At 67.9% G+C, this 24,888-nt stretch carries 38 protein-coding genes; all 38 read left to right on the plus strand.

The window, feature by feature from the left end; all coding sequences use genetic code 11:
• Positions 1-578 precede the first annotated feature (578 nt).
• The 38 genes from rpsL to ABEB12_RS03550 all read left to right on the plus strand — a co-directional run bounded on the left by rpsL (position 579) and on the right by ABEB12_RS03550 (position 24,785).
• Positions 579-953: a 30S ribosomal protein S12 gene (gene rpsL / locus ABEB12_RS03365; RefSeq protein ID WP_028926948.1), complete on the plus strand. Its 375-nt coding sequence runs from the start codon at positions 579-581 to the stop codon at positions 951-953.
• Positions 953-1,423, plus strand: coding sequence for a 30S ribosomal protein S7 (gene rpsG / locus ABEB12_RS03370; RefSeq protein ID WP_185058900.1), 471 nt, complete (start codon positions 953-955; stop codon positions 1,421-1,423). The genes rpsL and rpsG overlap by 1 nt, the downstream gene beginning before the upstream one ends.
• 97 nt (positions 1,424-1,520) lie before the next feature.
• The gene (gene fusA / locus ABEB12_RS03375) at positions 1,521-3,620 is read left to right on the plus strand and encodes an elongation factor G (protein ID WP_185058901.1); all 2,100 of its coding nucleotides are present in this window, start codon (positions 1,521-1,523) and stop codon (positions 3,618-3,620) included.
• A 124-nt stretch (positions 3,621-3,744) separates the two neighbouring features.
• Positions 3,745-4,938, plus strand: coding sequence for an elongation factor Tu (gene tuf / locus ABEB12_RS03380; protein ID WP_185058902.1), 1,194 nt, complete (start codon positions 3,745-3,747; stop codon positions 4,936-4,938).
• Positions 4,939-5,271: 333 nt separating this feature from the next.
• Entirely contained in the window at positions 5,272-5,577 is a 306-nt protein-coding gene (rpsJ, locus tag ABEB12_RS03385; RefSeq protein ID WP_007318892.1) for a 30S ribosomal protein S10, read from the plus strand.
• 13 nt (positions 5,578-5,590) lie between these two features.
• Positions 5,591-6,253 (plus strand): 50S ribosomal protein L3, encoded by a 663-nt coding sequence (gene rplC / locus ABEB12_RS03390; RefSeq protein WP_185058903.1) that lies wholly within the window; start codon positions 5,591-5,593, stop codon positions 6,251-6,253.
• Complete coding sequence (gene rplD / locus ABEB12_RS03395; protein ID WP_185058904.1) at positions 6,250-6,933, plus strand: 50S ribosomal protein L4; 684 nt, start codon at positions 6,250-6,252, stop codon at positions 6,931-6,933. Before rplC ends, rplD begins: the two co-directional genes overlap by 4 nt.
• The gene (gene rplW, locus ABEB12_RS03400) at positions 6,930-7,226 is read left to right on the plus strand and encodes a 50S ribosomal protein L23 (RefSeq protein ID WP_185058905.1); all 297 of its coding nucleotides are present in this window, start codon (positions 6,930-6,932) and stop codon (positions 7,224-7,226) included. Before rplD ends, rplW begins: the two co-directional genes overlap by 4 nt.
• Positions 7,227-7,243: 17 nt before the next feature.
• Positions 7,244-8,077: a 50S ribosomal protein L2 gene (gene rplB / locus ABEB12_RS03405; RefSeq protein ID WP_185058906.1), complete on the plus strand. Its 834-nt coding sequence runs from the start codon at positions 7,244-7,246 to the stop codon at positions 8,075-8,077.
• A gap of 22 nt (positions 8,078-8,099) precedes the next feature.
• Entirely contained in the window at positions 8,100-8,381 is a 282-nt protein-coding gene (gene rpsS, locus ABEB12_RS03410; protein WP_185058907.1) for a 30S ribosomal protein S19, read from the plus strand.
• Between the two features lie 29 nt (positions 8,382-8,410).
• The gene (gene rplV / locus ABEB12_RS03415; RefSeq protein ID WP_185058908.1) at positions 8,411-8,833 is read left to right on the plus strand and encodes a 50S ribosomal protein L22; all 423 of its coding nucleotides are present in this window, start codon (positions 8,411-8,413) and stop codon (positions 8,831-8,833) included.
• Positions 8,833-9,684: a 30S ribosomal protein S3 gene (gene rpsC, locus ABEB12_RS03420; RefSeq protein WP_185058909.1), complete on the plus strand. Its 852-nt coding sequence runs from the start codon at positions 8,833-8,835 to the stop codon at positions 9,682-9,684. The genes rplV and rpsC overlap by 1 nt, the downstream gene beginning before the upstream one ends.
• Positions 9,685-9,687: 3 nt before the next feature.
• The gene (gene rplP, locus ABEB12_RS03425) at positions 9,688-10,107 is read left to right on the plus strand and encodes a 50S ribosomal protein L16 (RefSeq protein ID WP_185058910.1); all 420 of its coding nucleotides are present in this window, start codon (positions 9,688-9,690) and stop codon (positions 10,105-10,107) included.
• Complete coding sequence (gene rpmC, locus ABEB12_RS03430) at positions 10,107-10,352, plus strand: 50S ribosomal protein L29 (RefSeq protein WP_185058911.1); 246 nt, start codon at positions 10,107-10,109, stop codon at positions 10,350-10,352. The genes rplP and rpmC overlap by 1 nt, the downstream gene beginning before the upstream one ends.
• Positions 10,352-10,645, plus strand: a complete 294-nt coding sequence (gene rpsQ / locus ABEB12_RS03435; RefSeq protein ID WP_185058912.1) for a 30S ribosomal protein S17 — start codon at positions 10,352-10,354, stop codon at positions 10,643-10,645. Before rpmC ends, rpsQ begins: the two co-directional genes overlap by 1 nt.
• Before the next feature lie 2 nt (positions 10,646-10,647).
• Complete coding sequence (gene rplN / locus ABEB12_RS03440) at positions 10,648-11,016, plus strand: 50S ribosomal protein L14 (RefSeq protein WP_185058913.1); 369 nt, start codon at positions 10,648-10,650, stop codon at positions 11,014-11,016.
• Positions 11,017-11,019: 3 nt separating this feature from the next.
• Positions 11,020-11,349, plus strand: coding sequence for a 50S ribosomal protein L24 (gene rplX, locus ABEB12_RS03445; RefSeq protein ID WP_185058914.1), 330 nt, complete (start codon positions 11,020-11,022; stop codon positions 11,347-11,349).
• A complete protein-coding gene (rplE, locus tag ABEB12_RS03450; protein ID WP_185058915.1) occupies positions 11,349-11,918 on the plus strand; it encodes a 50S ribosomal protein L5 in 570 nt (189 codons plus the stop codon). Before rplX ends, rplE begins: the two co-directional genes overlap by 1 nt.
• A gap of 7 nt (positions 11,919-11,925) precedes the next feature.
• Positions 11,926-12,111 (plus strand): type Z 30S ribosomal protein S14, encoded by a 186-nt coding sequence (locus tag ABEB12_RS03455; RefSeq protein ID WP_185058916.1) that lies wholly within the window; start codon positions 11,926-11,928, stop codon positions 12,109-12,111.
• Between the two features lie 78 nt (positions 12,112-12,189).
• Complete coding sequence (rpsH, locus tag ABEB12_RS03460; protein WP_185058917.1) at positions 12,190-12,588, plus strand: 30S ribosomal protein S8; 399 nt, start codon at positions 12,190-12,192, stop codon at positions 12,586-12,588.
• A 13-nt stretch (positions 12,589-12,601) separates the two neighbouring features.
• The gene (gene rplF / locus ABEB12_RS03465) at positions 12,602-13,141 is read left to right on the plus strand and encodes a 50S ribosomal protein L6 (protein ID WP_185058918.1); all 540 of its coding nucleotides are present in this window, start codon (positions 12,602-12,604) and stop codon (positions 13,139-13,141) included.
• Positions 13,141-13,524 (plus strand): 50S ribosomal protein L18, encoded by a 384-nt coding sequence (gene rplR, locus ABEB12_RS03470; protein ID WP_185058919.1) that lies wholly within the window; start codon positions 13,141-13,143, stop codon positions 13,522-13,524. Before rplF ends, rplR begins: the two co-directional genes overlap by 1 nt.
• A 28-nt stretch (positions 13,525-13,552) precedes the next feature.
• Positions 13,553-14,206, plus strand: coding sequence for a 30S ribosomal protein S5 (gene rpsE / locus ABEB12_RS03475; protein ID WP_185058920.1), 654 nt, complete (start codon positions 13,553-13,555; stop codon positions 14,204-14,206).
• Positions 14,206-14,394, plus strand: coding sequence for a 50S ribosomal protein L30 (gene rpmD, locus ABEB12_RS03480; protein WP_185058921.1), 189 nt, complete (start codon positions 14,206-14,208; stop codon positions 14,392-14,394). The genes rpsE and rpmD overlap by 1 nt, the downstream gene beginning before the upstream one ends.
• On the plus strand, positions 14,391-14,837 hold the full coding sequence (gene rplO, locus ABEB12_RS03485) for a 50S ribosomal protein L15 (protein ID WP_185058922.1): 447 nt from the start codon (positions 14,391-14,393) through the stop codon (positions 14,835-14,837). The genes rpmD and rplO overlap by 4 nt, the downstream gene beginning before the upstream one ends.
• A 158-nt stretch (positions 14,838-14,995) precedes the next feature.
• A complete protein-coding gene (gene secY, locus ABEB12_RS03490; RefSeq protein WP_185058923.1) occupies positions 14,996-16,306 on the plus strand; it encodes a preprotein translocase subunit SecY in 1,311 nt (436 codons plus the stop codon).
• Between the two features lie 48 nt (positions 16,307-16,354).
• The gene (locus ABEB12_RS03495) at positions 16,355-16,903 is read left to right on the plus strand and encodes an adenylate kinase (RefSeq protein ID WP_185058924.1); all 549 of its coding nucleotides are present in this window, start codon (positions 16,355-16,357) and stop codon (positions 16,901-16,903) included.
• 18 nt (positions 16,904-16,921) lie between these two features.
• Complete coding sequence (map, locus tag ABEB12_RS03500) at positions 16,922-17,731, plus strand: type I methionyl aminopeptidase (RefSeq protein ID WP_345702506.1); 810 nt, start codon at positions 16,922-16,924, stop codon at positions 17,729-17,731.
• A 300-nt stretch (positions 17,732-18,031) separates the two neighbouring features.
• Entirely contained in the window at positions 18,032-19,159 is a 1,128-nt protein-coding gene (locus tag ABEB12_RS03505) for a Re/Si-specific NAD(P)(+) transhydrogenase subunit alpha (protein WP_185058926.1), read from the plus strand.
• Complete coding sequence (locus ABEB12_RS03510; RefSeq protein ID WP_185058927.1) at positions 19,159-19,485, plus strand: proton-translocating transhydrogenase family protein; 327 nt, start codon at positions 19,159-19,161, stop codon at positions 19,483-19,485. The genes ABEB12_RS03505 and ABEB12_RS03510 overlap by 1 nt, the downstream gene beginning before the upstream one ends.
• Positions 19,482-20,867: an NAD(P)(+) transhydrogenase (Re/Si-specific) subunit beta gene (locus ABEB12_RS03515; protein ID WP_185058928.1), complete on the plus strand. Its 1,386-nt coding sequence runs from the start codon at positions 19,482-19,484 to the stop codon at positions 20,865-20,867. The genes ABEB12_RS03510 and ABEB12_RS03515 overlap by 4 nt, the downstream gene beginning before the upstream one ends.
• 165 nt (positions 20,868-21,032) lie before the next feature.
• The gene (locus ABEB12_RS03520; protein WP_185058929.1) at positions 21,033-21,443 is read left to right on the plus strand and encodes a DUF1707 domain-containing protein; all 411 of its coding nucleotides are present in this window, start codon (positions 21,033-21,035) and stop codon (positions 21,441-21,443) included.
• A gap of 159 nt (positions 21,444-21,602) precedes the next feature.
• Positions 21,603-21,824 carry a translation initiation factor IF-1 gene (infA, locus tag ABEB12_RS03525; protein WP_185058930.1) on the plus strand — a complete coding sequence of 74 codons (222 nt, stop codon included), beginning with the start codon at positions 21,603-21,605 and terminating at the stop codon, positions 21,822-21,824.
• 25 nt (positions 21,825-21,849) lie between these two features.
• The gene (gene rpmJ, locus ABEB12_RS03530) at positions 21,850-21,963 is read left to right on the plus strand and encodes a 50S ribosomal protein L36 (RefSeq protein WP_010148647.1); all 114 of its coding nucleotides are present in this window, start codon (positions 21,850-21,852) and stop codon (positions 21,961-21,963) included.
• Positions 21,964-22,123: 160 nt separating this feature from the next.
• Positions 22,124-22,504 carry a 30S ribosomal protein S13 gene (gene rpsM / locus ABEB12_RS03535; RefSeq protein ID WP_185058931.1) on the plus strand — a complete coding sequence of 127 codons (381 nt, stop codon included), beginning with the start codon at positions 22,124-22,126 and terminating at the stop codon, positions 22,502-22,504.
• Positions 22,504-22,911, plus strand: a complete 408-nt coding sequence (rpsK, locus tag ABEB12_RS03540) for a 30S ribosomal protein S11 (RefSeq protein WP_185058932.1) — start codon at positions 22,504-22,506, stop codon at positions 22,909-22,911. Before rpsM ends, rpsK begins: the two co-directional genes overlap by 1 nt.
• 16 nt (positions 22,912-22,927) lie before the next feature.
• Positions 22,928-23,533 carry a 30S ribosomal protein S4 gene (gene rpsD, locus ABEB12_RS03545; protein WP_185058933.1) on the plus strand — a complete coding sequence of 202 codons (606 nt, stop codon included), beginning with the start codon at positions 22,928-22,930 and terminating at the stop codon, positions 23,531-23,533.
• Positions 23,534-23,738: 205 nt separating this feature from the next.
• Positions 23,739-24,785 (plus strand): DNA-directed RNA polymerase subunit alpha, encoded by a 1,047-nt coding sequence (locus ABEB12_RS03550; protein ID WP_185058934.1) that lies wholly within the window; start codon positions 23,739-23,741, stop codon positions 24,783-24,785.
• Positions 24,786-24,888 lie beyond the last annotated feature (103 nt).

The following is a 24,888-nucleotide window of genomic DNA, read 5'->3' on the forward strand; positions in this document are numbered from 1 at the left end:
GCCAACGCCGGCGGAACCGCCCCGGCGACGGCCCGGCGACCCCGAGCGCCGCGGGCACACCCGACTCCCACCCGAGCGGTACCCCGGACGAGACCAGGCCTCGGAAGCCGGCCGGCCTTCCCCACGGCGTACCCGACGTGGGGAATGTTCCCGGCCAGCGGCGTGTTTGATGATGGGCATGCTTGCGGAGGAGACTCTCTTCGGGCACGCTCGGAGAAGCGAACCGACCCGTTTTGACCCTGTGCGGACGGGCCGGGTATCCTTTGCGGTAGTGCCCGGCAATGTCGGGCCGCTCCGCGTGCTCGTTGCCGCCGTAGCTCGCCAGCGCTTTCACCGCGCTGCCGCGAATGCGACCAGCGGTTCAACGGAAACGCGGGTCACCCCGGAACCTCCAACGGTGGGCCTTTGCGGGCCCGCCACGAGACGGCGCCGAGGGCGACACGCCCGACCTCGGGTTACGGAGTACTCCGGGGGCGCGCGCGGTTCGCCCCGCCGGTGCCACCAGCACGAACCAAGCACGACCCCGCAGGAAGCAGTCACACCAGCGCCAAAGACCAAGGGAAGAAGTAGCCGGTTTCATGCCCACGATCCAGCAGCTGGTCCGCAAGGGCCGCGAGGACAAGGTCGCCAAGACCAAGACCGCCGCGCTGAAGGAAAGCCCACAGCGCCGAGGGGTGTGCACCCGTGTGTACACCACCACGCCGAAGAAGCCGAACTCCGCGCTGCGCAAGGTCGCACGTGTGCGCCTGTCCAGCCAGATCGAGGTCACCGCCTACATCCCCGGCGAGGGCCACAACCTGCAGGAGCACTCCATCGTGCTCGTGCGCGGCGGCCGGGTGAAGGACCTGCCCGGTGTTCGCTACAAGATCATTCGCGGTTCGCTGGACACCCAGGGTGTGCGCAACCGCAAGCAGGCGCGCAGCAAGTACGGCGCGAAGAAGGAGAAGAGCTAATGCCTCGCAAGGGCCCGGCTCCCAAGCGGCCGCTGATTTCCGACCCGGTGTACAGCTCGCCGCTGGTGACCCAGCTGGTGAACAAGGTGCTGGTCGACGGCAAGAAGTCGATCGCCGAGCGCATCGTCTACGAGGCCCTCGAGGGCACCCGGGACAAGACCGGCACCGACCCGGTGGTCACCCTCAAGCGCGCGCTGGACAACGTGAAGCCGTCCATCGAGGTGAAGAGCCGCCGCGTCGGTGGCGCCACCTACCAGGTGCCGATCGAGGTGCGACCGGCCCGGTCCACCACCCTGGGCCTGCGCTGGCTGATCACCTACTCCCGGCAGCGCCGCGAGAAGACCATGGTCGAGCGCCTGATGAACGAGCTGCTGGACGCGAGCAACGGGCTGGGCGCCGCGGTCAAGCGCCGCGAGGACACGCACAAGATGGCGGAGTCCAACAAGGCCTTCGCCCACTACCGGTGGTGACCGGGCCGACCGTCCGGGCAATACCACCCACCGGCCGCGCCGACAGGCAGCGGCCGCCCCACTAGAGCCACCCACGCAGAGAGGGGGGAGTACGACCATGGCCCAAGAAGTGCTTACCGACCTGGGCAGGGTTCGCAACATCGGCATCATGGCCCACATCGATGCCGGCAAGACCACTACCACCGAGCGGATCCTGTACTACACCGGCATCAACTACAAGATCGGTGAAGTGCACGACGGCGCCGCCACCATGGACTGGATGGAGGAGGAGCAGAAGCGCGGCATCACCATCACGTCCGCCGCGACGACCTGTTTCTGGAAAGACCACCAGATCAACATCATCGACACCCCGGGCCACGTCGACTTCACCGTCGAGGTGGAGCGCAATCTGCGGGTGCTCGACGGCGCGGTCGCGGTGTTCGACGGCAAGGAGGGGGTCGAGCCGCAGTCCGAGCAGGTCTGGCGGCAGGCCACCAAGTACGACGTCCCCCGGATCTGCTTCGTCAACAAGATGGACAAGATCGGCGCGGACTTCTACTACACCGTCCGCACCATCTCGGAGCGGCTGGGCGCCACTCCGCTGCCCATCCAGCTGCCCATCGGCGCCGAGAGCGAGTTCACCGGGGTCATCGACCTGGTGCGGATGCGCGCGCTGACCTGGCGCGGCGAGGTCAAGATCGGTGAGGACTACACGGTCGAGGAGATCCCGGCCGACCTCGCCGAACAGGCCGCCGAGTACCGCGAGAAGCTGGTCGAGGCGGTCGCGGAGACCGACGACGACCTGATGGAGCGCTACCTCGGCGGCGAGGAGCTGTCCGTCGACGAGATCAAGCAGGGTATCCGCAAGATCGTGAACGAGCGGATCGCCTACCCGGTGCTGTGCGGCTCGGCGTTCAAGAACAAGGGTGTCCAGCCGATGCTGGACGCGGTGATCGACTACCTGCCGGCGCCGATCGACCTGCCGCCGGTGGAGGGCCTGCTGCCCGACGGGGAGACCCCGGCCAGCCGCAAGCCCACCAAGGACGAGCCGTTCTCCGCGCTGGCGTTCAAGATCGCCGTGCACCCGTTCTTCGGCAAGCTCACCTACATCCGGGTCTACTCCGGCCGGGTTCCCTCGGGCGCTCAGCTGATCAACTCGACCAAGGACCGCAAGGAGCGCATCGGGAAGATCTTCCAGATGCACGCCAACAAGGAGAACCCGGTCGACGAGGCCCTGGTTGGCCACATCTACGCGGTGATCGGTCTCAAGGAGACCACCACGGGCGACACGCTCTGCGACCCGCAGAACCCGATCGTCCTGGAGTCGATGACCTTCCCGGAGCCGGTCATCTCGGTGGCCATCGAGCCGAAGACCAAGGCCGACCAGGAGAAGCTGTCCACAGCGATCCAGAAGCTCGCCGAGGAGGACCCGACCTTCCGGGTCAACCAGGACGAGGAGACCGGCCAGACCATCATCCAGGGCATGGGTGAGCTGCACCTCGAGGTGCTGGTCAACCGGATGAAGTCGGACTTCAAGGTCGAGGCGAACATCGGTAAGCCGCAGGTGGCCTACCGGGAGACGATCACCAAGACCGTCCCGAAGCACGACTACACGCACAAGAAGCAGACCGGTGGTTCCGGCCAGTTCGCGAAGGTGATCATCGCGCTGGAGCCGCTGCAGACCACCGACGGCGCGCTCTACGAGTTCGAGAGCAAGGTCACCGGTGGCCGGGTGCCGAGGGAGTACATCCCGTCGGTGGACGCCGGCGCCCAGGACGCCATGCAGTACGGCGTGCTGGCCGGGTACCCGCTGGTCGGCATCAAGCTGACCCTGCTGGACGGTGCGTACCACGAGGTCGACTCCTCGGAAATGGCGTTCAAGATCGCCGGGTCGATGGCGCTGAAGGAAGCGGCCAGGCAGGCCAAGCCGGTGCTGCTGGAGCCGATGATGGCCGTCGAGGTCACCACGCCCGAGGACTACATGGGCGACGTGATCGGCGACCTGAACTCCCGCCGCGGCCAGATCCAGGCGATGGAGGAGCGGGCCGGCACCCGGGTGGTGAAGGCCCTGGTCCCGCTGTCCGAGATGTTCGGGTACGTGGGTGACCTGCGGTCCAAGACCCAGGGCCGGGCCAACTACTCGATGGTCTTCGACTCCTACGCCGAGGTTCCGACCAACGTGGCGAAGGAAGTCATCGCGAAGGCCACCGGGGAGTAACGCAAACCCGGATTCAGCCAGGTCAGACCGGGGGAGTAGCGTCCCCGGTCCGATCTGCAAAATGACAGACCTGCCGTCAGCACGGCGGAAAAACGTAAAGATCACAGTCACGGAGGACCCAGCAGTGGCGAAGGCGAAGTTCGAGCGGACCAAGCCGCACGTCAACATCGGCACCATTGGTCACATCGACCACGGCAAGACCACGCTGACGGCGGCCATCACCAAGGTTCTGCACGACAAGTACCCCAACCTCAACGAGGCCAGCGCGTTCGACCAGATCGACAAGGCCCCGGAAGAGCGGCAGCGCGGTATCACGATCTCCATCGCGCACGTCGAGTACCAGACCGAGAAGCGGCACTACGCACACGTGGACTGCCCCGGTCACGCCGACTACATCAAGAACATGATCACCGGTGCGGCGCAGATGGACGGCGCCATCCTGGTGGTCGCGGCCACCGACGGCCCGATGCCGCAGACCCGCGAGCACGTGCTGCTGGCCCGCCAGGTCGGCGTGCCCTACATCGTCGTCGCGCTGAACAAGGCCGACATGGTCGACGACGAGGAGATCATGGAGCTGGTCGAGCTCGAGGTCCGCGAGCTGCTCAGCTCGCAGGAGTTCCCGGGTGACGACCTGCCGATCGTCCGCGTCTCCGCGCTCAAGGCGCTCGAGGGCGACGGCGAGTGGGCGAACAACATCCTCGAGCTGATGGACGCGGTGGACGAGAACGTCCCCGAGCCGGTGCGTGACACCGACAAGCCGTTCCTGATGCCGGTGGAGGACGTGTTCACCATCACCGGTCGCGGCACCGTGGTCACCGGCCGGGTGGAGCGCGGCATCGTCAAGGTGAACGAGGAGGTGGAGATCGTCGGCATCAAGGAGAAGTCGATGAAGACCACCGCCACGGGCATCGAGATGTTCCGCAAGCTGCTCGACGAGGGCCAGGCCGGCGACAACGTGGGCCTGCTGATCCGCGGCATCAAGCGCGAGGAGGTGGAGCGCGGCCAGGTCATCTGCAAGCCGGGCTCGATCACCCCGCACACCGAGTTCGAGGCTCAGGTCTACATCCTGTCCAAGGACGAGGGTGGCCGGCACACGCCGTTCTTCAACAACTACCGGCCGCAGTTCTACTTCCGCACCACCGACGTGACCGGCGTCGTCACCCTGCCGGGTGGCACCGAGATGGTCATGCCGGGCGACAACACCGAGATGAGCGTTCAGCTGATCCAGCCGATCGCCATGGAGGACGGCCTGCGGTTCGCCATCCGTGAGGGTGGCCGTACCGTCGGCGCGGGTCGGGTTACCAAGATCCTGAAGTGATGCAAAGTCTCAGCGGGTGATCAGTTGGTCACCCGCTGAGACGCGCATTACAGAAACAACCTGGGAAAGACCCCCGATTTGGGTTGCCAATAAGCGGTGTGGCATCCTTGACGGGTTGCTTGCGGGAGCCGGTCGGCATCGATTGGTTTGTGCCGATCGGCTTCTGTGCGAGCGGGTCCGCTCCGGCGGGCTAGGACTAGCCAGTCCCCTCCGAGTCAACGAGAACCGGGCACGAGTCTGTGCCCGGGGCGCGACACGCCCGACCGCGTGGACCGGATGGACAAGGCAAAACGCGTGCAGAACAGCGGCAGGAAGAAGAGGACGGCCGACCACATGGCGGGACAAAAGATCCGCATCAGGCTCAAGGCCTACGACCACGAAGCGATCGACGCTTCCGCTCGCAAGATTGTCGAGACGGTTACGCGGACCGGCGCTCGGATCGTGGGACCGGTGCCGCTGCCGACCGAGAAGAACGTTTACTGCGTCATCCGCTCGCCGCACAAGTACAAGGACTCGCGCGAGCACTTCGAGATGCGGACGCACAAGCGGCTGATCGACATTCTCGACCCGACGCCGAAGACGGTCGACGCGCTCATGCGCATCGACCTGCCGGCCTCGGTCGATGTGAACATTCAGTAGGGGCTGGGCGGAAATGACTAGCAAGCAGGAGAACCAGGTGACCGGCATCCTGGGCACCAAGCTCGGGATGACGCAGGTGTTCGACGAGAGCAACCGCGTCGTGCCGGTGACCGTGGTGCGCGCCGGGCCGTGTGTGGTCACCCAGATCCGCACGCCGGAGAACGACGGCTATTCGGCGGTTCAGCTGGCCTTCGGCCAGGTGAAGCCGACGCGGGTGAACAAGCCGGAGACCGGGCACTTCAGCAAGGCCGGGACGACCCCGCGTCGCCACCTGGTGGAGCTGCGCACCTCGGATGCCGGCGAGTACCAGCTGGGCCAGGAGATCACCGCCACCGCGTTCGAGTCGGGCGCGCTGGTCGACGTGGTCGGCACCAGCAAGGGCAAGGGCACCGCCGGCGTGATGAAGCGCCACGGCTTCCACGGCCTGGGTGCCAGCCACGGTGTCCAGCGCAAGCACCGCTCGCCGGGCTCCATCGGCGGCTGTGCCACTCCGGGCCGCGTGTTCAAGGGCCTGAAGATGGCCGGCCGGATGGGCCACGCGCGGGTGACCAGCCAGAGCCTGACCGTGTACCGGGTTGACGCCGACTCCGGGCTGCTGCTCATCAAGGGCGCGGTTCCCGGCCCGAAGGGCGGCCTGGTACTGGTCAAGACCGCCGCGAAGGGTGAGGCCAAGTGACCGCGAAGCTGACCGTTCGCACGCCGAACGGGGAGACCGACGGCGAGGTGGAGCTGCCCGCCGCGATCTTCGACGTGCCGGAGAACAAGCACCTCATGCACCAGGTGGTGGTGGCCCAGCTGGCCGCCGCCCGCCAGGGCACGCACAAGGCCAAGACCCGCGCCGAGGTCAGCGGTGGCGGCGCCAAGCCGTACCGCCAGAAGGGCACCGGCCGGGCCCGCCAGGGTTCCACCCGGGCGCCCCAGTACGCCGGCGGCGGCGTCGTGCACGGCCCGGTGCCGCGCGACTACAGCCAGCGCACGCCCAAGAAGATGAAGCAGGCCGCGCTGCGCGGCGCGCTGTCCGACCGGGCGCGCAACGACCGGGTGCACGTGCTCTCGGAGATCACCGCCGGCCGGCCTTCCACCAAGAAGGCCCGCGCGCTGATCGCCGGCCTGACCGAGCGCCCCCGGGTGCTCGCGGTCGTCCCCCGCGATGACGAGGCCGGCTGGCTGTCGCTGCGCAACCTGCCGAACGTGCACGTGATCGCGCCCGACCAGCTGAACACCTACGACGTGCTGGTGAGTGACGACGTGGTGTTCACCGCCGAGTCGCTGCGCACCTTCCTGGCCGGCCCGGTGCAGACCCGCCGCGCCGCGAAGGCCAGCGCGCGTTCGAGTGAGACGGAGGAGGACCAGTGATCCCCGATCCGCGCGACGTACTGCTCGCGCCGGTGGTCTCGGAGAAGAGCTACGGGTTGCTCGAGGAGCGGCAGTACACCTTCCTGGTCCCGCCGTCCGCCAACAAGACCGAGATCAAGATCGCGGTGGAGAAGGTGTTCAAGGTCAAGGTGGTCAGCGTGAACACGCTGAACCGCCCGGGCAAGCGCAAGCGCACCCGTTCCGGGTTCGGCAAGCGCAAGGACACCAAGCGCGCGATCGTGACCCTCTCCGAGGACAGCCGGCCGATCGAGATCTTCGGATCGGCGAGCTGAGGGGCTGAGGAGTAAGCATGGGCATCCGTAAGTACAAGCCGACCACGCCGGGCCGTCGCGGCTCCAGCGTGGCCGACTTCGCCGAGATCACCCGGTCCACCCCGGAGAAGTCGCTGATCCGCCCGCTGCACGGCACCGGCGGTCGCAACGTGCACGGCCGGATCACCACCCGGCACAAGGGTGGTGGCCACAAGCGCGCCTATCGGCTGATCGACTTCCGCCGGGCCGACAAGGACGGCGTGCCGGCCAAGGTCGCGCACATCGAGTACGACCCGAACCGCACCAGCCGGATCGCGCTGCTGCACTACGTGGACGGCGAGAAGCGCTACATCATCGCGCCGGACAAGCTCAAGCAGGGCGACAAGGTGGAGAGCGGTCCGCGCGCGGACATCAAGGTGGGCAACAACCTGCCGCTGCGCAACATCCCCACCGGCACCGTGGTGCACGCCATCGAGCTGCGTCCGGGCGGCGGGGCCAAGATGGCCCGCTCGGCCGGCGCCCGCGTGCAGCTGGTCGCCAAGGACGGTCCGTACGCCCAGCTGCGGCTGCCTTCGGGTGAGATCCGCAACGTGGACGCGCGCTGCCGGGCCAGCATCGGCGAGGTGGGCAACTCCGAGCACTCCAACATCAACTGGGGTAAGGCCGGCCGGATGCGCTGGAAGGGCAAGCGCCCGACCGTGCGCGGTGTGGCGATGAACCCGGTTGACCACCCGCACGGTGGTGGTGAGGGCAAGACCTCCGGTGGTCGCCACCCGGTGAACCCGGCCGGTAAGCCCGAGGGCCGTACCCGCCGGACCAAGCCAAGTGACAAGTTGATCGTCCGCCGCCGGCGCACCGGCAAGAAGCGTTAACGAGCAGGGGAGGTAGAACAAGATGCCACGCAGCCTGAAGAAGGGCCCATTCGTGGACGACCACCTGCTCAAGAAGGTGGACGTGCTCAACGAGTCGGGCAAGAAGACCGTGATCAAGACCTGGTCGCGCCGCTCCACGATCATCCCGGACATGATCGGCCACACCATCGCGGTGCACGACGGGCGCAAGCACGTGCCGGTCTTCGTTTCGGAGTCGATGGTCGGGCACAAGCTCGGCGAGTTCGCCCCGACCCGCACTTTCCGGGGTCACATCAAGGACGACCGGCGCTCCCGCCGCCGCTGAACCACGCGCACAAGGAAGCTGAGGAAGAGATGGCTGCACCCAGCCAGGACACGACCGGCACGGAGTCGGAGCGCGCCGTCGCGCGGGCCCGGCACGTCCGGATGAGTGCCCGGAAGGTTCGCCGCGTCATCGACCTGGTGCGTGGTCAGCGCGCGGTGGACGCGCTCACGGTGCTCAAGTTCGACCAGCACGCGGCCAGCGAGCCGGTGTACAAGGTGGTGGCCAGCGCCATCGCCAACGCCGAGCACAACCTGGAGCTGGACCGGGAGACGCTGTTCATCGCCACCGCGTACGTGGACGAGGGCAAGACGCTGCCCCGGATCCGCCCCCGCGCGCAGGGCCGGGCTTACCGCATCCGGAAGCGCACCAGCCACATCACGGTCGAGCTCGAGTCGCGGCCCGAGACGCAGCAAGCCCGCGCCGGCCGCTCCGCGAAGGGAAGGACCCGCTGATGGGTCAGAAGATCAATCCGCACGGCTTTCGGCTGGGCATCACCACGGACTGGAAGTCCCGGTGGTACGCCGACAAGCAGTACGCGGAGTACGTGAAGGAAGACGTCGCCATCCGGCGCATGTTGTCCAAGGGCATGGAGCGGGCCGGCATCTCCAAGGTGGAGATCGAGCGCACCCGTGACCGGGTCCGGGTGGACATCCACACCGCCCGGCCGGGCATCGTGATCGGCCGCCGCGGCGCGGAGGCCGACCGCATCCGGGGCAAGCTGGAGAAGCTCTCCGGCAAGCAGGTGCAGCTGAACATCCTCGAGGTCAAGGGCTCCGAGGCCGACGCCCAGCTGGTTGCGCAGGGCGTTGCCGAGCAGCTCTCGAACCGGGTGGCGTTCCGCCGCGCGATGCGCAAGGCGATCCAGACCGCCATGCGTTCGCCGCAGGTCAAGGGCATCCGGGTGCAGTGCTCCGGGCGCCTGGGCGGCGCCGAGATGTCCCGCTCGGAGTTCTACCGCGAGGGCCGTGTGCCGCTGCACACGCTGCGCGCCGACATCGACTACGGCCTGTTCGAGGCCCGCACCACGTTCGGCCGGATCGGCGTGAAGGTGTGGATCTACAAGGGTGACGTCGTCGGTGGCCGTCGCGAGCACGCCGCCGCGCAGGCCGCCGAGCCGAGCCGTGGCCCGCGCCGCGACCGGCCCACCCGCCGCCGCTCCGGTGCCTCCGGCACCACGGCGACCAGCACCGACGCCGGCCGCGCGGCGGCCAGCTCGTCCGGTGAGAAGGCCCAGCCGACCGTCACCGCGACCGCCGAGTCGGGCACCGCGCCCGCCGAGCCGAGCAGCAGTGGGGAGGGCTGAGTCATGTTGATGCCTCGCAAGGTCAAGCACCGCAAGCAGCACCACCCCAAGCGGAGTGGCGCGGCCAAGGGCGGCACCAGGGTCACCTTCGGTGACTTCGGCATCCAGGCCCTCGAACCGGCCTACGTGACCAACCGGCAGATCGAGTCCGCCCGTATCGCCATCACCCGGCACATCCGCCGTGGTGGCAAGGTGTGGATCAACATCTTCCCGGACCGTCCGTTGACCAAGAAGCCGGCGGAAACCCGGATGGGTTCCGGCAAGGGCAGCCCCGAGTGGTGGGTCGCCAACGTGAAGCCGGGTCGCGTGATGTTCGAGATGAGCTACCCGAACGAGCAGACCGCTCGGGAGGCGCTCCGTCGCGCGATCCACAAGCTGCCGATGCGCTGCCGCATCGTGACGCGTGAGGGTGGTGAGTTCTGATGGCTACTACCGGAGCAACTTCGGCGTCAGAGCTGCGCGAGCTCACCGATGAGGAGCTGGTCCTGCGCCTGCGGGAGTCCAAGGAGGAGCTGTTCAACCTCCGCTTCCAGATGGCCACCGGGCAGCTGGACAACAACCGGCGGCTGCGTACCGTCCGGCACGACATCGCGCGGGTCTACACCGTGATGCGCGAGCGTGAGCTGGGCTTGTCGGCCGCTCCGATCGACGATGAGGGAGCGGCGTGATGGCCGAGAAGGGGCCGGTCAAGACCCCCAGGACGGAGACGACCCGGGGCTACCGCAAGGTCCGTGAGGGCCTGGTGGTCTCGGACAAGATGGACAAGACGATCGTCGTGTCGGTGGAGGACCGGGTCAAGCACCCGCTCTACGGCAAGGTCATCCGCCGGACCAACAAGGTCAAGGCGCACGACGAGCAGAACACCGCCGGCGTGGGCGACCGCGTCCGGCTGATGGAGACCCGTCCGCTGTCGGCCACCAAGCGGTGGCGGCTGGTGGAGATTCTCGAGAAGGCGAAGTAGCGATGATCCAGCAGGAATCGCGGCTGCGGGTCGCGGACAACACCGGTGCCAAGGAGATCCTGTGCATCCGGGTGCTGGGCGGGTCGGCGCGCCGTTATGCGCGGATCGGCGACATCATCGTCGCCACCGTCAAGGACGCCATCCCGGGCGCCGGGGTCAAGCGGGGCGATGTGGTGAAGGCCGTGGTCGTGCGCACCGTCAAGGAGAAGCGCCGCCCGGACGGTTCCTACATCCGGTTCGACGAGAACGCCGCCGTGCTGATCAAGCCGGACGGTGAGCCCCGAGGCACCCGGATCTTCGGCCCGGTGGGCCGCGAGCTGCGCGACAAGAGGTTCATGCGGATCATCTCGCTCGCGCCGGAGGTGCTCTAAATCATGAAGATCAAGAAGGGCGACACCGTTGTGGTGATCGCCGGCAAGGACAAGGGCGCCAGGGGCAAGGTCATCCAGTCCTACCCGGCCAAGCAGCGCGTGCTCGTCGAGGGCGTCAACCGGATCAAGAAGCACACCCGGGTGACCACCACGCAGCGCGGTGCGCAGTCCGGCGGCATCGTCACCCAGGAGGCGTCGATCCACGTCTCCAACGTGATGCTGGTCGACCCGGAGGGCAACCCGACCCGGGTTGGCCGGCGTGTGGTCAAGGACGACGAGACCGGCAAGGTCAGCCGCGTCCGGATCTCCAAGCGCACCGGGAAGGAGATCTGATGTCCACCGCTGTCGAAGCGCGCGAGCTACCCCGGCTGAAGGCCCGTTACCGCGAGGAAATCGCCGGGAAGCTGAAGGACAAGTTCGAGTACGCCAACGTGATGCAGGTACCCGGCCTGGTCAAGGTCGTGGTGAACATGGGCGTCGGGGACGCCGCCCGTGACTCCAAGCTGATCGACGGCGCGGTGCGGGACCTGGCCACCATCACCGGGCAGCGGCCCGAGGTGCGCCGGGCGACCAAGTCGATCGCGCAGTTCAAGTTGCGCGAAGGCATGCCGATCGGTGCGCGGGCCACCCTGCGTGGGGACCGGATGTGGGAGTTCCTGGACCGGCTGCTGACCATCGCGCTGCCCCGGATCCGGGACTTCCGGGGGTTGTCGCCGACGCAGTTCGACGGCAACGGCAACTACACCTTCGGCCTGTCCGAGCAGTCCATGTTCCACGAGATCGACCCGGACTCGATCGACCGTCCGCGCGGCATGGACATCACGCTTGTGACGACCGCCAACACCAATGAGGAAGGTCGGGAGCTGCTGCGGCTCCTGGGCTTCCCGTTCAAGGAGAGCTGATCAGCTGATGGCCAAGAAGGGGCTGGTCAACAAGGCCGCGCAGACGCCCAAGTTCGGGGTGCGCGGCTACACCCGGTGCCAGCGGTGCGGGCGTGCTCGCGCCGTGCTGCGCAAGTTCGGGCTGTGCCGCATCTGCGTGCGCGAAATGGCGCACCGCGGCGAGCTGCCCGGAGTGTCCAAGTCTTCCTGGTGATCTCGTAATCACCGGAGAACCGAACACCGGAGGCCTCCAGCAAGGGGGAACCGCGGTGAGAAAGGTGACGGGGTCACCATGACGATGACCGACCCGATCGCAGACATGCTCACGCGTCTGCGCAACGCCAACTCGGCGTACCACGACCGCGTGGTCATGCCGCACTCGAAGCTGAAGGTGGCGATCGCGGAGATCCTCCAGAAGGAGGGCTACATCGCCGGCTTCGACACCGAGCAGGCCGAGGTGGGCCGCTCCCTGGTTGTCGACCTGAAGTACGGCCGCAACCGGGAGCGCAGCATCGCCGGCCTCCGGCGGGTCTCCAAGCCCGGCCTGCGGGTGTACGCGAAGTCCACAAACCTGCCGAAGGTGCTCGGCGGCCTCGGGGTGGCGATCATCTCCACCTCGTCCGGCCTGATGACCGACCGGCAGGCGAGCATGCGTGGGGTAGGCGGGGAAGTCCTCGCCTTCGTCTGGTAGGGGGTCCGCGACCATGTCACGTATCGGAAAGCTCCCGGTCCAGGTGCCCAACGGCGTCGACGTCAAGATCGACGGCCGCACGGTGACCGTGAAGGGCCCGAAGGGCAGCCTCGAGCACACCGTGATCGAGCCGATCGCCATCGAGCGCGGCGACGACGGCACGATCCAGCTCACCCGGCCGGACGACGAGCGGCGCAGCAAGGCCATGCACGGCCTGTCCCGCTCCCTGGTGAACAACCTCGTGGTCGGCGTCACCGCCGGCTACGAGAAGAAGATGGAGATCCACGGGGTCGGTTACCGGGTCGCGCTCAAGGGCTCCACCCTGGAGTTCGCGCTCGGCTACAGCCACCCGATCTCGGTGACCGCGCCGAACGGCATCACCTTCGTCGTCGAGAACCCCACCCGGTTCTCGGTGCAGGGCATCGACAAGCAACTGGTCGGTGAGGTCGCCGCGAACCTCCGCAAGCTGCGCAAGCCGGACCCCTACAAGGGCAAGGGCGTGCGCTACGCCGGCGAGAACATCCGGCGCAAGGTCGGAAAGACGGGTAAGTGATGGCTACGAAGACTGTCGGTTTGCGGGTCTCCGCGCAGCGGCGTCTGGCGCGGGCGCGCCGGCATGCCCGGCTGCGCAAGAAGATCAATGGCACTCCGGAGCGGCCCCGCCTCGTGGTCAACCGCAGCGCGCGGCACATGAACGCGCAGCTGATCGACGACGTGGCCGGCCACACCGTGGCTTCGGCCTCCACCATGGAGGCGGACGTGCGGGCGCTGGACGGCGACAAGAAGGCTCGCGCGGCCAAGGTCGGCGAGCTGCTCGCGGACCGGGCCAAGTCGGCCGGCGTCACCGCGGCCGTGTTCGACCGGGGCGGCTACAACTACCACGGCCGGATCGCCGCGCTCGCCGATGCGGCGCGCGAGGGCGGGCTGGAGTTCTGATGAGTGTTCACATGGAAGGGAACGTCTGATGCCGGGACGCACGCGGCGTGACGGCGGCCAGGGCGGTCCGGGTGGCGGCAGCGGCGATGGCCGCTCCGACTCCCGGGACCGTCGGGACCGTCGGGACGGAGGCCGTGGCGGGGCGGCCCAGGAGAAGACCCCGTACATCGAGCGGCTGGTCACCATCAACCGGGTGGCCAAGGTCGTCAAGGGTGGTCGTCGGTTCAGCTTCACCGCGCTGATGATCGTGGGCGACGGCGACGGCATGGTCGGCGTCGGCTACGGCAAGGCCAAGGAAGTTCCGGCCGCCATCGCCAAGGGCGTGGAAGAGGCCAAGAAGAACTTCTTCAAGATCCCGCGCATCGGCGGCACGATCGTGCACCGGGTGCAGGGTGAAGCGGCCGCCGGTGTGGTCCTGCTGATGCCGGCCAGCCCCGGTACCGGGGTCATCGCCGGTGGTCCGGTGCGCGCCGTGCTGGAGTGCGCGGGCATCCACGACGTGCTCTCCAAGTCCCTCGGCAGCGACAACGCGATCAACGTGGTGCACGCCACGGTGGCCGCGCTGAAGAGCATCCAGCGTCCCGAGGAGGTGGCCGCCCGGCGTGGCCTGCCGCTGGAGGACGTCGCTCCGGCGGCGATGCTGCGCGCTCGCGCGGCCGCCGCGGCTGGGAAGGGTGCGTGATGGCTTCGCTCAAGGTCACGCAGACGCGCAGTACCATCGGCTGCAAGCAGAACCAGCGCGCCACCCTGCGCACCCTCGGGCTGCGCAAGATCCGCCAGTCGGTGGTACGGGATGACACCCCGGCGGTGCGCGGGATGATCAACACCGTCCGCCACCTGGTCACGGTGGAGGAGGTTGACGCGAAATGACGATCAAGATTCATCACCTGCGCCCGGCGCCCGGCGAGAAGACCGCCAAGACGCGGGTCGGCCGTGGTGAAGGTGGCAAGGGCGGCAAGACCGCCGGCCGCGGTACCAAGGGCACCAAGGCGCGGAAGACCGTGCCGGCCGGCTTCGAGGGTGGGCAGATGCCCATCCACATGCGGCTGCCCAAGTTGAAGGGTTTCCGCAACCGGTTCCGCGTCGAGTACCAGGTGGTCAACGTCGGCGACCTGGCCCGGCTGTTCCCCAAGGGCGGCCAGGTCGGCCCGGACGAGCTGGTCGAGGCCGGCGCGGTGCGGAAGAACGAACTGGTCAAGGTCCTCGGAGACGGTGACCTGGGCGGCGTGAAGCTGGAAGTGAGCGCGCACAAGTTCTCCGGCAGCGCTCGGGAGAAGATCGCCGCCGCCGGCGGCACCGCCAGCGACCTTTAGCCGACACCGGCCCAGACGGCCCCTCGGGGCGCGTCTGGGCCGGCTGTTAGCATCGACGGTCGTCGGCGTCCTGGCTGGTAGCGGCCGGATGTGAGTATTCAGCACGGCGTCGCGTGCACATTCCACGGCGACGCCCCAGCACGGGAGGATCGCACACGGTGCTAGGCGCGTTCCGGTCGGCATTTGCGACGCCGGACCTCCGAAAGAAGATCCTCTTCACTCTCGGGATCGTGGCTGTCTACCGGCTGGGCGCCACGCTGCCCTCGCCGGGTGTCTCCTACCCCAACGTGCAGGCATGCATCGCGGAGGTGGAGCAGGGTGAGAACCAGAGTGTCTACGCCCTGATCAACCTGTTCAGCGGTGGTGCGCTGCTGCAGCTGTCGATCTTCGCGCTGGGCATCATGCCCTACATCACCGCGAGCATCATCGTCCAGCTGCTCACCGTGGTGATCCCGCGGTTCGACCAGCTGAAGAAGGAAGGCCAGTCCGGCCAGACCAAGCTGACGCAGTACACCCGGTACCTGACCATCGGCCTGGCCATCCTGCAGTCAACCGGGATCGTCGCGCTGGCCGACCGGGGCGGCATGTTCGGCAACTGCGACAAGCCGATCATCCCGGACTCCACCGTCTACACCCTGGCCGTCATCGTCATCGTGATGACCGCCGGCACGGCGGTGATCATGTGGCTGGGTGAGCTGATCACCGAGCGCGGCATCGGCAACGGCATGTCGCTGCTGATCTTCACCTCGATCGCGGCCCGCATCCCCACCGAGGGTGGCGCCATCCTGACCAACCAGGGCGTCATGGTCTTCGTCGGGATCTGCGTGTTCGGCCTGGCGATCATCGCCAGCGTGGTGTTCGTCGAGCAGGGCCAGCGGCGCATCCCGGTGCAGTACGCCAAGCGCATGGTCGGCCGCCGGATGTACGGCGGCACCTCCACCTACCTACCGCTGAAGGTGAACCAGGCGGGTGTCATCCCGGTCATCTTCGGCTCCTCGTTGCTCTACCTCCCCGACCTGATCTCGCGCCTCTCCGGCAATGCGGACAGCGCCTTCAACCGGTTCGTCCAGACGTACGTGTCGGACGGCGCCAGCTGGGTGCACATCGCGCTGTACTTCCTGCTCATCGTCTTCTTCACCTACTTCTACGTGGGCATCACCTTCAACCCGGAGGAGCGGGCGGAGGAGATGAAGAAGTACGGCGGGTTCATCCCGGGCATCCGTCCCGGCCGGCCCACCGCCGAGTACCTGCAGTTCGTGCTCAGCCGGATCACCCTCCCCGGGTCGCTGTACCTGGGCGTGATCGCGGTGCTGCCGAACTTCTTCCTCGGCATCACCTCCGCGGGCAACAACCAGAACTTCCCGTTCGGTGGAACCGCTGTGCTGATCATGGTGGGTGTGGGGCTTGACACTGTGAAGCAGATCGAATCTCAGCTCATGCAGCGGAACTACGAGGGCTTCCTCCGTTAATCTGGAGTTTTTCGAGGCTGCTATCACGAGAAGGAAGGTCGGTGTCGCGTGCGACTGGTATTGGTCGGCCCGCCGGGCGCGGGTAAGGGGACGCAGGCCGTTCGGCTCGCGGAGCGTCTCGACGTCCCGCACATCTCCACCGGGGACCTGTTCCGAGCCAACCTCGGTCAGCGCACCGAACTCGGCCTGGCCGCGCAGCGGTACATGGACGCGGGCGAGCTGGTGCCGGACGAGGTGACCGTGGGCATGGTGCGGGACCGGCTGGCCGATGAGGACGCCGCCAAGGGCTTCATCCTGGACGGCTTCCCGCGCACGCTCACCCAGGCGGACGGGCTGACCTCGCTGCTCACCGAGACCAGCGACGAGCTGGACGCGGTGGTCGCGCTGGACGTGCCGGAGGAGACGCTGATCGCCCGGTTGCTGGGGCGCGGCCGCGATGACGACACCGAGGACGTGATCCGCCGCCGCCAGGAGGTCTACCGCGAGGAGACCGCCCCGCTGCTGGAGTACTACGCGGACCGGCTGGTCACGGTGGACGCGGTCGGCGAGGTCGCGGAGATCACCGACCGGATCGTGGAAGCTTTGGGGAAGGCCTGACAACGGATGTGCGGGCGGTTGGCCGGCCTCCGGGACCGGTTCGGGCCGGGGGGACGGCCCCTGGAGCGCAAGACACGTGACGAGCTGGACGCCATGCGCGAGGCCGGGCTGCTGGTGGCCCGGGCGCTGGCCTCGGTGATGGAACACGCCAAGGCCGGGGTCAGCACCCTGGAGCTGGACGCCGTGGCCGAGCAGACCATCCGGGACGGCGGCGGAGTGCCCTCGTTCCTCGGCTACCACGGCTTCCCGGGCAGCATCTGCGCCTCGGCGAACGACCAGATCGTGCACGGAATCCCCTCCGCCGAGCAGGTGTTGGCGGACGGTGACCTGCTGTCGGTGGACTGCGGGGCGATCGTGGCCGGGTGGCACGGCGACTCGGCGGTGACCTTCGGCGTCGGCGAGGTGTCGGCGGCCGACCTGGCGCTGTCCGCCGCCTGCCGGGAGGCGCTGGAGGCCGGCATCGCGGCCGCGCTGCCCGGTGGCCGGCTCACCGACATCTCGCACGCGGTGGAGACCGCTTCGCTGGCGGCGGCCAGCCGGGACGGCGTGGACTACGGCATCATCGCCGAGTACGGCGGGCACGGCATCGGCACCAGCATGCACATGGACCCGTTCCTGCCCAACCTGGGTGCGCCCGGTCAGGGCCGCCGGCTGGTGGCGGGCGGGGTGCTGGCCATCGAGCCGATGCTCACCGCCGGCACCGCCGAGACCCGCACGCTGGAAGACGAGTGGACCGTGGTCACCGTGGACGGCTCCCGGGCCGCTCACTGGGAGCACACCGTGGCGATCACCGACGACGGCCCCTGGGTGCTCACCGCCCCCGCCTGATCCAGTCACTTCAGCACGCTGATTCAGTGAGTTCAGCACGCTGGTTCAGTGGGTCCAGCACGCTGGTTCAGTGGGTTCAGCACGCTGGTGGCGGATGTGACCGGCGAGCTCAGCCGCTCGCATCCCCAGCCGTCCGGCGCATGTGTACCACCTCTTCCTGCTCGAACGACTGAATCACCGTGCTCAGGTGACTGAATCAGGAGTTGCGTATACTGTCTACAGAATGCTTACCAAGTCTTTAGCTGTTAGCCTCGCCACGCCGAAACGCGCTTGCACTGGACGCATGCCGGGGCATGGTCAATGCTTCGCGCTGTGACTGCTACAGGTGAAGCGGCGGCCGCGCGCCGCACGCGGATAGGTGTGCCCCGCGAGTCGGGTGCGGGCGAGCGACGGGTGGCTCTGGTGCCCAAGGTCGTCGAGCGCCTGACCGGCAAGGGCCTGGAAGTCGTCGTCGAGACCGAGGCCGGGCTGGCCGCGCTGCTCCCGGATCAGCAGTACACCGACGCCGGCGCCACCATCGGCGACCCGTGGGCCGCCGACGTGGTGGTGAAGGTCGCGCCGCCCAGTGACGAGGAGATCGCCAGGCTGGGCCGGGGCACCACGCTGGTCGGCTTCCTGGCCCCGTTGGCCCACCCCGAGGTGATCCAGAAGCTGGACGAGGCCGGCGTGCGGGCGTTCGCCATGGAGTCGATCCCCCGGATCTCCCGGGCGCAGTCGATGGACGCGCTGTCCTCCCAGGCCAACGTGTCCGGTTACAAGGCGGTGCTGGTGGCGGCCACCGAGTCGACCCGGTTCTTCCCCATGCTGACCACCGCCGCCGGCACGGTGAAGCCGGCCACCGCGCTGGTGCTGGGCGTGGGCGTCGCCGGCCTGCAGGCGCTGGCCACGGCGAAGCGGCTGGGCGCGCGGACCACCGGTTACGACGTGCGGCCCGACGTGGCCGACCAGGTGCGTTCACTGGGAGCGCAGTGGCTGGAGCTGGGTATCGAGGCCGCCGGCGAGGGTGGCTACGCCCGCGAGCTGACCGAGGACGAGCGGGCCGAGCAGCAGAAGCGGCTGACCGACGCGATCACCGGGTTCGACGTGGTGATCACCACCGCGCTGGTGCCCGGGCGCCCGGCGCCGAAGCTGGTGACCGCCGAGGCGGTGCGCGGCATGAAGCCGGGCAGCGTGGTGGTGGACCTGGCCGGCGAGACCGGCGGCAACTGCGAGCTGACCGAGCCGGGCCAGACCGTGGTCCGCCACGACGTCACCATCGCCTCCCCGCTGAACCTGCCGGCCGGCATGCCGGAGCACGCCAGCGAGCTCTACTCGCGCAACGTGTCGGCGCTGCTGGAACTGATGATCGACGACGAGGGTCGCCTGGCGCCGGACTTCTCCGACGAGGTGCTCGACAAGTCGTGCGTCGCGGGCAAGGAGGCGAAGTAATGGAATCGACCCTGTTGGCGAACCTGGCGATCCTGGTGCTGGCCGGCTTCGTCGGCTTCGCGGTGATCTCCAAGGTGCCGAACACGCTGCACACCCCGCTGATGTCGGGCACCAACGCCATCCACGGCATCGTGCTGCTCGGCGGCATCGTGGTGCTCGGCCTGGACGGTGCGCACCTGGACGTGTTCAGCAAGGTCCTGCTGGTCATCGCCATCGCCTTCGGCACGATCAACGTGGTCGGCGGCTTCCTGGTGACCGACCGGATGCTGGGCATGTTCAAGGGCGGCCCGAAGCGCGGCGAGGCGAAGGTTGAGGAGAAGGCGTGAACACCCTGGTCACCTCGCTGTACATCGTGGCGTTCGCGCTGTTCATCTACGGCCTGATGGGCCTGACCGGCCCGAAGACCGCGGTGCGCGGCAACTGGATCGCCGCCGTCGGCATGGGCATCGCGCTCATCGCCACGCTGCTCCTGCCCGGGATGTCCACCTGGGTGCTGATCCTCATCGGGATCGTGATCGGCACGCTGCTCGGCGTGCCGTCGGCGCGCCAGGTGAAGATGACCGCGATGCCGCAGATGGTGGCGTTGTTCAACGGTGTGGGCGGCGGTGCGGTGGCGCTGATCGCCTGGGTGGAGTTCCGGGACGCGCCCGGCTACGTCGGGCACCCGACCTACTTCGTGGTCGCCTCCCTGTTCTCCGCGGTCGTCGGGTCGATCTCCTTCTGGGGCTCGCTGATCGCCTACGGCAAGCTGCAGGAGATCCTGCCCGGCCGGCCGATCGGGCTCGGCAGGGCGCAGATCGGGCTGAACGCGCTGTTGCTGGTCGCCGCGATCGTGCTGGCCGTGGTGATCGGCACCGGCGGCACCTCCGAGCTGCTCATCGTCGGTGTGCTGCTGATCGCGGCGGTGCTCGGCGTGATGGTGGTGCTGCCCATCGGCGGCGCGGACATGCCGGTGGTGATCTCGCTGCTGAACGCGTTCACCGGCCTGGCGGCGGCGGCCACCGGTCTGGCGCTGTCCAACACCGCGATGATCGTCGCGGGCATGATCGTGGGCGCGTCCGGTTCCATCCTGACCGACCAGATGGCCAAGGCGATGAACCGGTCCATCCCGTCGATCGTGGCCGGTGGCTTCGGCGGCAGCGGAACGGCGGTGGGCGGCGCGGACGGCGTGGACCGCACGGTCAAGTCCACCAGCGCCGCCGACGCGGCGATCCAGATGGCCTACGCCGAGCAGGTCGTCGTGGTGCCCGGCTACGGCATGGCGGTGGCGCAGGCGCAACACGCGGTGAAGGACATGGCCAAGCTGCTCGAGGCCAAGGGCGTCACCGTCAAGTACGCCATCCACCCGGTGGCCGGCCGGATGCCCGGGCACATGAACGTGCTGCTGGCCGAGGCGGACGTGCCGTACGAGTCGCTCAAGGAGATGGACGACATCAACGGCGAGTTCGCCCGCACGGACGTCGCCCTGGTGATCGGCGCGAACGACGTGACCAACCCGGCCGCGCGCAACGACTCGTCGAGCCCGATCTATGGCATGCCAATCTTGAATGTGGACGAGGCGCACAACGTGATCGTGCTGAAGCGCTCGATGAACTCCGGGTTCGCCGGCATCGACAACCCGCTGTTCTACTCCGACCGCACGTCCATGCTCTTCGGCGACGCGAAGAAGTCCGTCAGCGAGGTCACCGAGGAGCTAAAGGCCCTCTAACCCCCTCGACCTGATTCAGTCACTTCAGCAGGGTGGTTCAGTCACTTCTGGCGCCAGAAGTCACTGAACCACCCGCCAGAAGTCACTGAATCGCGATTTTGGGTGGTGGCGGGGCATTGGAAACGGTGTTATGGTAACGGTGTTTCCAATGCGGAGGTGGGAGTCATGAGCGCTCAGGCGTTGCGGGCGGCTGACGTGGACCGGGCGCGGGTGGCGGACCGGCTGCGGCAGGCGCACGACGAGGGGCGGATCAGCCTGGCCGAGTTCGACGAGCGGGTGGCGGCGGCCTATGCGGCCGTCACCTACGACGAGCTCGGGCCGCTGACCGCCGACCTGCCGGCCAGGGAGGTCGGCGTGCGGCGGTCCGGGTGCGGGTCGTCGCGCGGGCGGGCGGTGGCGTTCCGGATCGAGTCGGCGGCCTGGCTGTTCGCCAGCCTGGTGAACCTGATGATCTGGGCGCTGGTGTCGGTCGGCGCCGGTGCGGCGGTGTATCCGTGGTGGATCTGGGTGGCCGGGCCGTGGGGTATGGTCCTGCTGTTGCGCCGGATCGCGCCGCGCCGCTACGCAGGTCGCTGAACTCGCGCACTACCCGGTTTGGGATGGGTGCGCAAGGGCACGTACACTGTTGGTACGGCGCGTTCTTGTGCGCTGGTTCCGTCGTGCCTCCCCGCACTCTCGGTCCCGGTGTAGGCGCGTGCCCACCATAAGACGAGTTCGTTACGAAACGCGGAGGACATGGCCAAGAAGGACGGGGCACTCGAGGTCGAGGGCCGCGTGGTCGAACCACTGCCGAACGCGATGTTTCGCGTGGAGCTGGAGAACGGTCACCGGGTGCTCGCGCACATCAGCGGCAAGATGCGGCAGCACTACATCCGCATCCTGCCGGAGGACCGAGTCGTGGTCGAGCTGTCCCCGTACGACCTGAGCCGCGGCCGTATCGTCTACCGCTACAAGTGACGACGAGTACAAGAAAGCGACGGACGTGAAGGTCCAGCCGAGCGTCAAGAAGATCTGCGACAAGTGCAAGGTGATCCGCCGTCACGGGCGGGTCATGGTGATCTGCGAGAACCTGCGCCACAAGCAGCGCCAGGGCTGATCACCCGCACCCAGCAGTCGACATAGAGGTCCTTCCCGCACCTGCCCGCTCATGAGGAGCGGGTTCGCCCCCGGAATCCAGGCCGGGGCCCGGTCACCGAGGTGAACCGGGGCGGTCGGGAAGCACACCTGGACGAAACAGACGAGGAGAACACCGCCGCATGGCACGGCTATCCGGCGTCGACCTCCCCCGCGAGAAGCGGTTGGAGATCGCGCTGACCTACATCTACGGCATCGGCCGTAGCCGCTCCAAGGACATTCTCACGTCGACCGGCGTGAACGGCGACCAGCGCGCCCGCGACCTTTCCGACGAGGACCTGGCCAAGCTCCGGGACTTCATCGAGAACAGCTACCAGGTCGAGGGTGACCTTCGCCGGGAGGTCCAGGCGGACATCCGCCGGAAGATCGAGATCGGCTGCTACCAGGGCATCCGGCACCGTCGTGGCCTGCCCGTGCACGGCCAGCGGACCAAGACCAACGCCCGTAGCCGCAAGGGTCCGAAGAAGACCGTGGCCGGCAAGAAGAAGGCAGGTAAGAAGTAATGCCGCCGAAGGGTAGGGCCGGTGCCGGGCCGAAGAAGGTCCGCCGCAAGGAGAAGAAGAACGTTGCGCACGGCCACGCGCACATCAAGAGCACCTTCAACAACACCATCGTGTCCATCACCGACCCGCAGGGCGCGGTGATCGCCTGGGCCTCGGCCGGGCACGTGGGGTTCAAGGGCTCCCGCAAGTCGACCCCCTTCGCCGCGCAGATGGCCGCCGAGAACGCGGCCCGCAAGGCGCAGGAGCACGGCATGCGCAAGGTGGACGTGTTCGTCAAGGGTCCCGGTTCCGGCCGGGAGACCGCGATCCGTTCGCTGCAGGCCGCCGGCCTCGAGGTCGGCACGATTTCCGACGTCACCCCGCAGCCGCACAACGGCTGCCGTCCGCCCAAGCGGCGCCGGGTCTAGGGGAGGAGAAGCAGAGATGGCTCGCTACACCGGCCCCATGACCCGCAAGTCCCGCCGGCTGAAGGTCGACCTCGTCGGCGGTGACCAGGCGTTCGAGCGTCGCCCCTACCCGCCCGGCCAGCACGGCCGGATCCGGGTGAAGGAGACCGAGTACCTGCTGCAGTCGCAGGAGAAGCAGAAGGCCCGCTTCGCGTACGGCGTGCTGGAGAAGCAGTTCCGCCGCTACTACGAGGAGGCCAGCCGCCGGGAGGGCAAGACCGGCGACAACCTGCTGCAGATCCTGGAGTCCCGGCTGGACAACGTGGTGTACCGCGCCGGCCTGGCGCGCACCCGCCGGATGGCCCGCCAGCTGGTCAACCACGGGCACTTCGTGGTCAACGGCCACGCGGTGGACATTCCCAGCTTCCGGGTGTCCCAGTACGACATCATCGACGTGCGGCCGAAGTCGCTGAAGATGGACCCGTTCATCATCGCCAAGGAGACCCAAGGCGACCGCCCGGTCCCGGCGTGGATGCAGGTCGTGCCCGAGAAGCTGCGGATCCTGATCCACCAGCTGCCCGAGCGCGCGCAGATCGACACGCAGGTCACCGAACAACTAATCGTCGAGCTTTACTCCAAGTGATCGAAGCCAGGAGGCGCGCTGGCGGCGTTCTCCCTCGCTTGCGTGCTCCAGCACGCGGCGCTCGGTGCGGCCTTGCCAGCCCGCCACCTGGCTCCGATCAGAGCAATACCCCTGAGGGGCGGTAGGGAGCCTCGCAGGTCGCCGGCCCTGGGCCGGCACTCGCGGCGTCAAATAGCGGTCGCCGTGGAACGAAGGAGAAAACGAAGTGCTGATCTCTCAGCGTCCCAGTTTGACTGAGGACACGGTTGGCGAGACCCGGTCACGGTTCGTGATCGAGCCGCTGGAGCCGGGTTTCGGTTACACGCTCGGCAACTCGCTGCGCCGGACCCTGCTGTCCTCCATCCCGGGGGCGGCGGTCACCAGCATCCGCATCGACGGCGTGCTGCACGAGTTCACCACGGTCCCCGGGGTGAAGGAAGACGTCACCGACATCATCCTGAACCTGAAGGAGCTGGTGATCAGCTCCGAGGAGGACGAGCCGGTCACCATGTACCTGCGCAAGCAGGGGCCGGGCACGGTCACCGCCGGTGACATCGTGCCGCCGGCCGGGGTCACCGTGCACAACCCGGACCTGCACATCGCCACCCTGAACGACAAGGGCAAGCTCGAGGTCGAGCTGGTCGTCGAGCGGGGCCGTGGCTACGTGCCGGCGGTGCAGAACAAGGTCTCCGGCGCGGAGATCGGCCGGATCCCGGTCGACTCGATCTACTCGCCGGTCCTCAAGGTGACCTACAAGGTCGAGGCGACCCGCGTCGAGCAGCGCACCGACTTCGACAAGCTGGTGCTGGACGTCGAGACCAAGCCGTCCATGACCCCGCGCGACGCGCTGGCCTCGGCCGGCAAGACGCTGGTCGAGCTGTTCGGCCTGGCCCGCGAGCTGAACGTGGACGCCGAGGGCATCGAGATCGGCCCGTCCCCGCAGGAGGCGGACACCATCGCGGCCTTCGCGATGCCGATCGAGGAGCTGGACCTGACCGTCCGGTCCTACAACTGCCTCAAGCGCGAGGGCATCCACACCGTGGGCGAGCTGGTCGGGCGCAGCGAGGCCGACCTGCTGGATATAAGGAATTTCGGGGCCAAGTCGATCGACGAGGTCAAGATGAAGCTGGTCGGACTGGGCCTCGCGCTGAAGGACAGCCCCCCTGGGTTCGACGCCTCCCTGGCCGGTGGCGGCGACTACGACGGTGTGAGCTTCGACCCGGACCAGCTCGGCGACGACGGCCAGGACTACGCCGAAACCGAACAACTGTAGCCTCCGGCTACCCGTGAGTGGAAAGTGTGGCTATAGCCATACTCGCCACTCACGGGCGCCGAAGGCGCAAACCTCCGTGAGTGGCGAGTATGGCTACGCCTTC

The organism is Actinospineispora eucalypti (assembly GCF_039543365.1).
Lineage (GTDB): Bacteria > Actinomycetota > Actinomycetes > Mycobacteriales > Pseudonocardiaceae > Pseudonocardia > Pseudonocardia eucalypti.